Origin of the sequence: Streptomyces globisporus, assembly GCF_003501885.1 — a bacterium.
GTDB lineage: Bacteria > Actinomycetota > Actinomycetes > Streptomycetales > Streptomycetaceae > Streptomyces > Streptomyces globisporus_D.
Map to the genome: position 1 here is coordinate 1 of NZ_QWFA01000232.1, position 8,691 is coordinate 8,691.

Genomic DNA, 8,691 nt, shown 5'->3' on the forward strand with positions numbered 1-8,691 from the left:
GCCCCCACCCCCGTACCCGGCAAGGAGTAGCCGCCCATGTCAGCCCTGCCCGTCCCGCCCACCGCCGCAGCCGTCCGCCGCCCCGACGCGGCCCGGCCCGCCGGAGGAGCACCGCCCGCCACCGCCGGAGCCCGGGTGGAGTTCCGCTCGCTGCGCCGGGCGTTCGGCGCGACCGTCGCCCTCGACGGGCTCGACCTCACCGCCGAACCCGGTGAACTGCTCGCCCTCCTCGGCCCCTCCGGCTGCGGCAAGACCACCGCGCTCCGGGTGCTCGCCGGGTTCGAGCAGCCGGACTCCGGCGAGGTCCTGGTCGACGGCGAGGACATCACCCGCGTCCCCGCCAACCGGCGCGATGCCGGAATGGTCTTCCAGTCCTACAGCCTCTTCCCGCACCTGAACGCCCGCGACAACGTGGCCTTCGGGCTCCGCGTACGGAAGGTGTCCGCCGCCGAGCGGCACGCCACCGCCGCCGAACTCCTCGACCTGGTCGGACTGCCCGACCACGGCGGCCGCTTCCCGCACCAGATGTCCGGCGGCCAGCAGCAGCGCGTCGCCCTGGCCCGCGCGCTCGCCCTCCGCCCCCGGGTGCTGCTCCTGGACGAGCCGCTCTCGGCACTCGATGCCAAGGTCCGGCTCACCCTGCGCGAGGAGATCCGCCGCCTTCAGCTCGCGCTCGGGATCACCACGATCTTCGTCACCCACGACCAGGAGGAGGCCCTCTCCATGGCCGACCGGGTCGCCGTCCTCAACGCGGGCCGCCTGGAGCAGTGCGCGCCCCCGGCCGAACTGTACGAACGTCCCGCCACCGCGTTCGTCGCCGAGTTCGTCGGCACCATGAACCGGCTGCCGGGCCGGCTGACCGGCACCGGTTCGGTCGAGGTCGCCGACTGCACCCTGCCCGTGCTGCCGGCCGACGGCGAGGTCCCGGCGGGCAGCGGGCCCGTCGACGTGCTGATCCGGCCCGAGGGCGTCCGCGTCGAGGCCGACGCCGAGGGCACCGCCGCCGTCGTCTCCGCGTCGTTCCTCGGCTCGGTCACCCGGGTCCTGCTCGACCTCCCGGACGGCGTCGCGGTCAAGGCCGACCTGTCGTCCCGGGACGCCGTCGACCTGCTGCCCGGCGTACGGGCCCGGGTCACGCCCGTACCGCGTCCGGTGCTCGTCGTCCCGGCAGGCCCCGCCGCCCCCGGCGTCCCCGTGACGGACGAGCGGGCCGGGAAGGCGGCGACGGCATGAGCGCGCCCGCCGCTGTGCTGTTCGACATGGACGGCACCCTCGTCGACACCGAGATGCTCTGGTGGGAGACGGCCCACGAGGTCGCCGCCGGACTCGGCCACCGGCTCACCGACGCGGACGCGCCGGAAGTCGTCGGCCGGGCCGTCGCGGACACCGCCGCTCATCTGATCGCGGTGACGGGCGGGGCGGCGGCCGAACTGCCCGAGGTCGCCGCCGAGCTGACCGGTTCCTTCCATCGCAAGGTCGATGCGGGCGCCCCGCTGCGCCCCGGGGCCGCCGCCCTGCTGGCCGCACTTGAGCGGCACCGGGTGCCGTTCGCCCTCGTCAGCGCCTCGCCCCGCAGCGTGGTGGACGCGGTCGTGGCCGGGTCGCTGGCCGAGGCGCCCTTCGCCTTCACTCTCTCGGCCGACGACACCGTACGGACCAAGCCGCACCCCGATCCGTACATGGCGGCGGCAACCCGGTTCGGGGTCCCGGCCTCGGCCTGCGTGGCCGTCGAGGACTCCCCGGACGGCACGGCGTCCGCGCATGCCGCGGGGTGTGCCGTGCTGGTGGTGCCCTCGCTGCTGCCGGTCGATCCCGCGCGGGGGAGGACCTTCGCCCGTAGCCTGGAAGAGGTGGATCTCGGGATGCTCAGCGACTGCCTGAGGCGTCCCGAGGCGTCCGGATCCTGAAATCCGGGGTCCGAATCGGGCGTGATTCACGCCACCCTTGATCGGGGTTGCGCTCAGATGAGCGAAAAGCGACTGGCTGCACTTCTGGAAGACGTGGCACTCAGTGCCACCCTCTTGCCTTCGAGAAGTGGACTCACCTGCTCCGTGCCCCGCTCAGGTGAGCGGCTATGGTCAAGTTTCGGCCATGCTGCCTTCGGGAGGTGAAGGCAAGGATTCCTGCGCTCCGGCCGGGCGACCCTTTCGATCTGCTGGCGGACGGGTGGTTGCGGCCGCATGACGACCAAGTGGACGTACCCATACACCTTCGATCTGGGTATGTTCCTCGCCGTCAGGGCAGCCACCGCGTCCTCGAGGAGTCGAGACCCGTGTCGGAAAACAAAGATCCCCAGAAGTTCGTCTACGACTTCACCGAGGGCAACAAGGATCTGAAGGATCTTCTGGGCGGCAAGGGCGCCAACCTCGCCGAGATGACCAACCTCGGGTTGCCCGTCCCTCCGGGCTTCACGATCACCACCGAGGCCTGCAAGGTCTACCTGGAGAGCGGCGACGCGCCGACCGCGCTGCGCGACGAGGTGAGTGCGCACCTCAAGGCGCTGGAAGAGCGCATGGGCAAGCAGCTCGGCCAGGCCGACGACCCGCTGCTCGTCTCCGTCCGCTCCGGCGCCAAGTTCTCCATGCCGGGCATGATGGACACGGTCCTGAACATCGGTCTCTCCGACGCCTCGGTGGCCGGTCTCGCCACCCAGTCCGGTGACGAGCGCTTCGCCTGGGACTCCTACCGCCGCCTCATCCAGATGTTCGGCAAGACCGTCCTCGGGGTCGACGGCGAGCTCTTCGAGGAGGCCCTGGAGGCCGCCAAGCACGCGAAGAAGGTCACGGTCGACACCGACCTCGCCGCGGCCGACCTGAAGAAGCTGGTCAAGCAGTTCAAGAAGATCGTCGAGTCCGAGGCCGGACGCGAGTTCCCGCAGGACGCGCGCGAGCAGATGGACCTCGCCATAAACGCGGTCTTCGACTCGTGGAACACCGACCGGGCCAAGCTCTACCGCCGCCAGGAGCGCATCCCCGGCGACCTCGGCACGGCCGTCAACGTCTGCTCGATGGTCTTCGGCAACCTGGGCCCCGACTCCGGTACGGGCGTCGCCTTCACCCGCGACCCGGCCAGCGGCCACCAGGGCGTCTACGGCGATTACCTCCAGAACGCGCAGGGCGAGGACGTCGTCGCCGGTATCCGCAACACGGTGCCGCTCGCCGATCTGGAGTCGATCGACAAGAAGTCGTACGACCAGCTCATGCAGATCATGGAGACCCTGGAGAACCACTACAAGGATCTCTGCGACATCGAGTTCACCATCGAGCGCGGCCAGCTCTGGATGCTCCAGACCCGGGTCGGCAAGCGCACCGCGGGCGCCGCCTTCCGCATCGCCACCCAGCTGGTGGACCAGGGTCTGATCGACGAGGCCGAGGCCCTCCAGCGGGTCAACGGCGCCCAGCTCGCCCAGCTGATGTTCCCGCGCTTCGACATCGAGGCGAAGACCGAGCTGCTCGGCCGGGGCATCGCCGCATCGCCGGGCGCCGCCGTCGGCAAGGCGGTCTTCGACTCGTACACCGCGATCAAGTGGTCCCGCTCCGGCGAGAAGGTCATCCTGATCCGCCGCGAGACCAACCCCGACGACCTCGAAGGCATGATCGCCGCCGAGGGCATCCTCACCTCGCGCGGCGGCAAGACCTCGCACGCGGCGGTCGTGGCGCGCGGCATGGGCAAGACCTGTGTCTGCGGCGCCGAGGACCTGGAGGTCGACACCAAGCGCCGCCGGATGACGGTCGGCGGCACCGTGATCGAGGAGGGCGACCTCGTCTCGATCGACGGCTCCACCGGCAAGGTCTACCGGGGCGAGGTCCCCGTCGTGCCCTCCCCGGTCGTCGAGTACTTCGAGGGCCGCATGCACGCGGGCGCCGACGACGCCGACGAGCTGGTCGCCGCCGTGCACCGGATCATGGCGTACGCGGACCGGGTACGCCGGCTGCGCGTACGGGCCAACGCCGACAACGCCGAGGACGCCCTGCGGGCCCGCCGCTTCGGCGCCCAGGGCATCGGCCTGTGCCGCACCGAGCACATGTTCCTCGGCGAGCGCCGCGAGATGGTCGAGAAGCTGATCCTCGCGGACACCGACGAGGAGCGCGAGACCGCTCTGGCCGCGCTGCTGCCGCTCCAGAAGGCCGACTTCATCGAGCTGTTCGAGTCGATGGACGGGCTGCCCGTCACGGTCCGCCTCCTGGACCCGCCGCTGCACGAGTTCCTGCCCGACATCACCGAGCTGTCGGTGCGCGTCGCGCTCGCCGAGTCCCGCAAGGACGCCAACGAGAACGACCTGCGGCTCCTCCAGGCCGTGCACAAGCTGCACGAGCAGAACCCGATGCTGGGCCTGCGCGGCGTGCGCCTCGGTCTGGTCATCCCCGGTCTGTTCGCCATGCAGGTCCGGGCGATCGCCGAGGCCGCCGCCCACCGCAAGAACGCCAAGGGCGACCCACGCGCCGAGATCATGATCCCGCTCGTCGGCACGGTCCAGGAGCTGGAGATCGTCCGCGAGGAGGCCGACCGGGTCATCGAGGAGGTCCAGGCCGCCACCGGCACCGACCTCAAGCTGACCATCGGCACCATGATCGAGCTGCCGCGCGCCGCGCTGACGGCGGGCCAGATCGCCGAGGCCGCGCAGTTCTTCTCCTTCGGCACGAACGACCTGACCCAGACGGTGTGGGGCTTCTCCCGCGACGACGTGGAGGCCTCGTTCTTCACCGCGTACCTGGAGAAGGGCATCTTCGGGGTCTCCCCGTTCGAGACGATCGACAAGGACGGCGTCGGCTCGCTGGTCCGCAGCGCCGTCGAGGCCGGCCGGGCCACCCGCCCGGACCTCAAGCTCGGCGTCTGCGGTGAGCACGGCGGAGACCCGGAGTCGGTGCACTTCTTCCACGAGGTGGGCCTGGACTACGTCTCCTGCTCGCCGTTCCGCATCCCCGTAGCCCGCCTGGAGGCGGGCCGGGCCGCAGCCGAGTCCCGGGGCAGCGACAGCCGCTGACCCGGACTCACGGTCCGGGGTGCACGAACACCCCGGACCTCAGGGGCAGGGCTGCACGAACAGCCCTGCCCACCGACCAAGGCCGCCGAGCGGCCTGCCCCTCCGGGACCGCCCCGGAAGCCGAGCCCGGCCCTCACCGGGCGCACCGGCCCGGCGGCGGTCCCGGAGCACCCGGAAGCGGCGGCACCCTGTGCGGGGGTGCCGCCGCTTCGCTTTGCGCCGCCCGGAAGTGACCGGCGGTAAGGGGGCCGCCGGGGCCGGATGTGACCGGCGGTACGGGAGGGGCGTGCGCGGAAATGACCGGCGATACGGAGAAGCCGTCAGGAGTGCGCACCGAATGGAGCGCGAAGAATGTGGCGCAGAGCACATTGCTTCGTTTAATGCGCAAAGAAATTCGGGTGACGGCCGGGAGCCGGACCGGGGTGCGGTCCATGGATCCCCACCCATGGACCGCACCCGGCTTACCCCCGTCGGGTACGGAGCCGCACCGTCGCCCACCGCCGCCGAACACACAAAGCCCCCCACGGCCTTCACGTGCTCATCCGGTGGGCACCGGATGCGTACCCGACGTCGTACAGCCTCATCGGTGAAGCGGAACGGGGCGAGGCCTTTCACTTCTGGCCGAAACCCCGTGGTGACCTCCTGTGACGGTCCGCATACCCTTCGGTGGGGGCAATTGCGGATGCAACAGGTGGGGGAGTAGTGCTGCGGATCCATGTGTCCAGGCTGGACCTTTCGCGGGTGCGGATGGCCACGAGACCGGACGCCTTGTGGGAAACCGTTCTGAGTTTTCACCGGCTCAGGGACCGGCGTGCTTCGACGGTGTTCGGGAAATGGCGTACGGAATCCCGGGCGCGGTTGAATGGTGAAGCACAGCTGCTGGCGGCGGTCGTTCCGCCCCGCGGCTATTTCCCGGATTTCCTGACGCCCTCCCAAGAGGGCGCCGAACCCTTCGGACTCGACACCGGCACCGAGGCCCTGCGCGACACCCCCGCCGACCGCGTCCACGAGGAGCTGGAGCTGCTGGCCGCCGGCCGGACGCGGCAGTGGACAGACCGGCCGGTCGGTCAGCGGGCCGCCGGGGCGGGGCGGGCCGGCGCGGCGCTGCCCGCCGCGCTCATGGAGGGCCGCGCCGAACCGCTCACCCGGCTCATCGGCGCGCTCCGCAGCTACCACCAGGCGGCCGTCGAGCCCTACTGGCCGCACATCCGGGCCAGTGTCGAGGCGGACCGGGCCGTGCGCGGCCGGGCCCTGCTGGACGGCGGCACGGACGAGTTGCTGGCCACCCTGCCGCCGATGATCCGGTGGCGCTCACCCGTGCTGGAGGCCGACTACCCCTTCGACCGCGATCTGTATCTCGACGGGCGCGGGCTGCTGCTCCAGCCATCCTTCTTCTGCCGGGGCACGCCGGTCGTCTACCGGGACCCCTCGCTCCCGCCGGTCCTCGTCTATCCGGTGGCCAACCCCGGCGCCCCGGTCTTCGCCGAGCCGGGCCCCTGGCTCGGCCGGCTCGTCGGGCACACCCGCTCGGCCGTCCTCTCCTCGATAGGGACGGGCTGCACCACCAGCGAACTCGCCCGCAGGGCCGGGGTGTCGCTGGCCTCCGCGAGCCAGCACGCCTCCGTGCTGCGCGAGGCGGGCCTCGTCCTGACGCTGCGCCACGGCAGCTCGGTCCTCCACACGCTGACGCCGCTCGGCGGCTCCCTGCTGCGCGGCGGAGCCCCGCTCACCCTCCACTAGGGTGCCGCCAGGCGCCCCGGAAAATTTCCCTGCCGACGACGATGAGTTCTGCGCGGCCCCGCCGTCTAACCATCGAAAGCGCCGGACGGAACACCGCGGGCGCCACGGGACAGAGGAAGAGGAAGCGACCATGGCTCAGATGATCTTCGTGAACCTGCCGGTGAAGAACCTGGAGACGACGGTGGGCTTCTTCGGGAAGCTCGGATTCACGACCAACCCGGCGTTCAGCGACGACAGGACCGCGTGTCTGGTGATCAGCGACACGATCTTCGCGATGCTGATGACGGAGGAGCGCTTCAAGGAGTTCACCAAGAAGGACGTCGTCGACGCCTCGACGGCGACCGAGGTCATCCTCGCCCTCAGCGCCGACAGCCGCGAGAAGGTCGACGAGATCGCCGACGCGGCGCTGGCCTCCGGCGGGTTCCCGGCGGGCGAGACGCAGGACATGGGCTTCATGTACGGCCGCTCGTTCCAGGACCCCGACCACCACATCTGGGAGGTCATGTGGATGGACGAGGCCGCCGCCCAGGGCTGAGCGGGCCCGGCCCGCAAGGGCGTGCGCCGGGGGCACGGGGGAGCCCCGGCGCACGCGGGCGTCCGCGTCAGCCGCGGAACGGCCCCTTCACCTCGTACGTGATGCCGCCGGACGAGCTGCCGCTCGTCCCGCGCTGCGACGAGAAGTAGAGGCGGCTGCCGTCCGGCGAGAACGCGGGTCCGGTGATCTCCGAACCGGACTGGCCGGTGATCCGAAGGAACGGGGCCACCGTGTCGTCCGGCGTGATCAGGCAGATCTCCATGTTCCCGCCGTCCTCCGCGATGTAGAGGTCGCCGGACCCGGACCGGGTGACGTTGTCCACCCCGGTCAGCGGGGCGGAGCCGCCCGTCACCAGGGAGTCGTCGTAGGCGAGCGAGATCGACGAGGTGGTGGCGTCGTACGCCCACACCCGGTTGTCGCCCTTGGTGGTGAACCAGCAGGTGCCCGCCGCGTAGAAGCAGCCCTCGCCGCCGTTGAACACCTTCGAGCCGGACACCTGGTGCCGCGTCTGCGTGGAGGAGGCGGCCGGATCCGGTACGTTCGCCCAGCTCACCGGGCCGGACGTGCCCGTGCCCGCGACCAGCACCTGAAGCGTGCCGCTCGACAGATTCCCCCAGGTCGTGGGCCGGAAGCGGTAGAAGCGGCCGTCGCTCTCGTCCTCGGTGAGATAGATGTAGCCGTGGTCCGGGTCGGCCGCCGCCGCCTCGTGCTTGAAGCGGCCCATCGCCGGGCGCCGCACCGCCGCGTTCACGCCCCACGGGTCGGTCTCGTAGACGTACCCCCGGGTGACCTCCTCGCAGGAGAGCCAGGTCTTCCACGGGGTGGCTCCGCCCGCGCAGTTGTTGTTCGTGTTGCCCAGGATCCGGTACGCGGAGGTCACCGTCCCCGAGGAGTTGAACCGCACAGCGCTCGCCCCGCCCCCGCTGCTCGGGGACACCTCGGCGTTGGAGACGTAGATCCAGCCCGAGCCGTCGGCGTACGTCGCGCCGCCGTCGGGCGCGCTGTGCCAGCGGTAGGAGGTGCCGGGCACGGTCTGCCCGGAGCGGGCGATCACGCGGCTGGTGAAGCCGCTCGGCAGTTGGATCCCGTCCCCGTTGGCCGCCTGGAGCGCGCCGTACGGGCCGGTGGCCGGCTGGGCCGGGTCGGCGAAGGCGGCGCCCCGCCACAGGGTGCCGCCGAAGGCCGCCGCCGAGCTGCCGATCACCGCGGTGCGCAAGAAGTTCCGACGTTCCACGATCACTCCACGCATGAGTGTGGCCCGCCGCTCCGGACGGACCGGCGGGTCGCGCGTCAGGACTGTAGGAGTGCGGAGTTGACGGAACGTCAAGTGGAGATGAACGGGCGGCGGAGGAGTTGCGCAGGCCACCCCTCCGACTCCCGGGCCGGGGCCGGGCCGCGCCCCCCGCCCCCGGGCCCCGGGCCGGGAGTCGGA

The 8,691-nt window shown here is 71.4% G+C and carries 6 protein-coding genes; 5 read left to right on the forward strand and 1 reads right to left on the reverse strand.

Translation table 11 applies throughout. The features are described 5' to 3' along the window. Window positions 1-36: 36 nt before the first annotated feature. From D3105_RS30045 to D3105_RS30065, 5 genes are all read left to right on the forward strand, one after another. Window positions 37-1,233, forward strand: coding sequence for an ABC transporter ATP-binding protein (locus D3105_RS30045; RefSeq protein WP_240647074.1), 1,197 nt, complete (start codon window positions 37-39; stop codon window positions 1,231-1,233). Continuing rightward, complete coding sequence (locus D3105_RS30050) at window positions 1,230-1,907, forward strand: HAD family hydrolase (RefSeq protein WP_118906070.1); 678 nt, start codon at window positions 1,230-1,232, stop codon at window positions 1,905-1,907. The genes D3105_RS30045 and D3105_RS30050 overlap by 4 nt, the downstream gene beginning before the upstream one ends. A gap of 365 nt (window positions 1,908-2,272) precedes the next feature. Beyond that, entirely contained in the window at window positions 2,273-4,984 is a 2,712-nt protein-coding gene (ppdK, locus tag D3105_RS30055) for a pyruvate, phosphate dikinase (protein WP_093806528.1), read from the forward strand. Window positions 4,985-5,842: 858 nt separating this feature from the next. Further along, window positions 5,843-6,724 carry an ArsR/SmtB family transcription factor gene (locus D3105_RS30060; RefSeq protein WP_240647075.1) on the forward strand — a complete coding sequence of 294 codons (882 nt, stop codon included), beginning with the start codon at window positions 5,843-5,845 and terminating at the stop codon, window positions 6,722-6,724. Window positions 6,725-6,854: 130 nt separating this feature from the next. Continuing rightward, on the forward strand, window positions 6,855-7,259 hold the full coding sequence (locus D3105_RS30065; RefSeq protein ID WP_118906072.1) for a VOC family protein: 405 nt from the start codon (window positions 6,855-6,857) through the stop codon (window positions 7,257-7,259). Between the two features lie 67 nt (window positions 7,260-7,326). Here the strand turns inward: D3105_RS30065 and D3105_RS30070 are convergent, their stop codons facing one another. Beyond that, complete coding sequence (locus tag D3105_RS30070) at window positions 7,327-8,493, reverse strand: alkaline phosphatase PhoX (RefSeq protein WP_118906074.1); 1,167 nt, start codon at window positions 8,491-8,493, stop codon at window positions 7,327-7,329. Window positions 8,494-8,691 lie beyond the last annotated feature (198 nt).

What these genes read in the sequence shown, in the direction of transcription:
- D3105_RS30045 (WP_240647074.1), top strand. Translation starts at nt 37, where the DNA reads ATGTCAGCCCTGCCCGTCCCGCCCACCGCCGCAGCCGTCCGCCGCCCC.
- D3105_RS30050 (WP_118906070.1), top strand. Translation starts at nt 1,230, where the DNA reads ATGAGCGCGCCCGCCGCTGTGCTGTTCGACATGGACGGCACCCTCGTC.
- D3105_RS30065 (WP_118906072.1), top strand. Translation starts at nt 6,855, where the DNA reads ATGGCTCAGATGATCTTCGTGAACCTGCCGGTGAAGAACCTGGAGACG.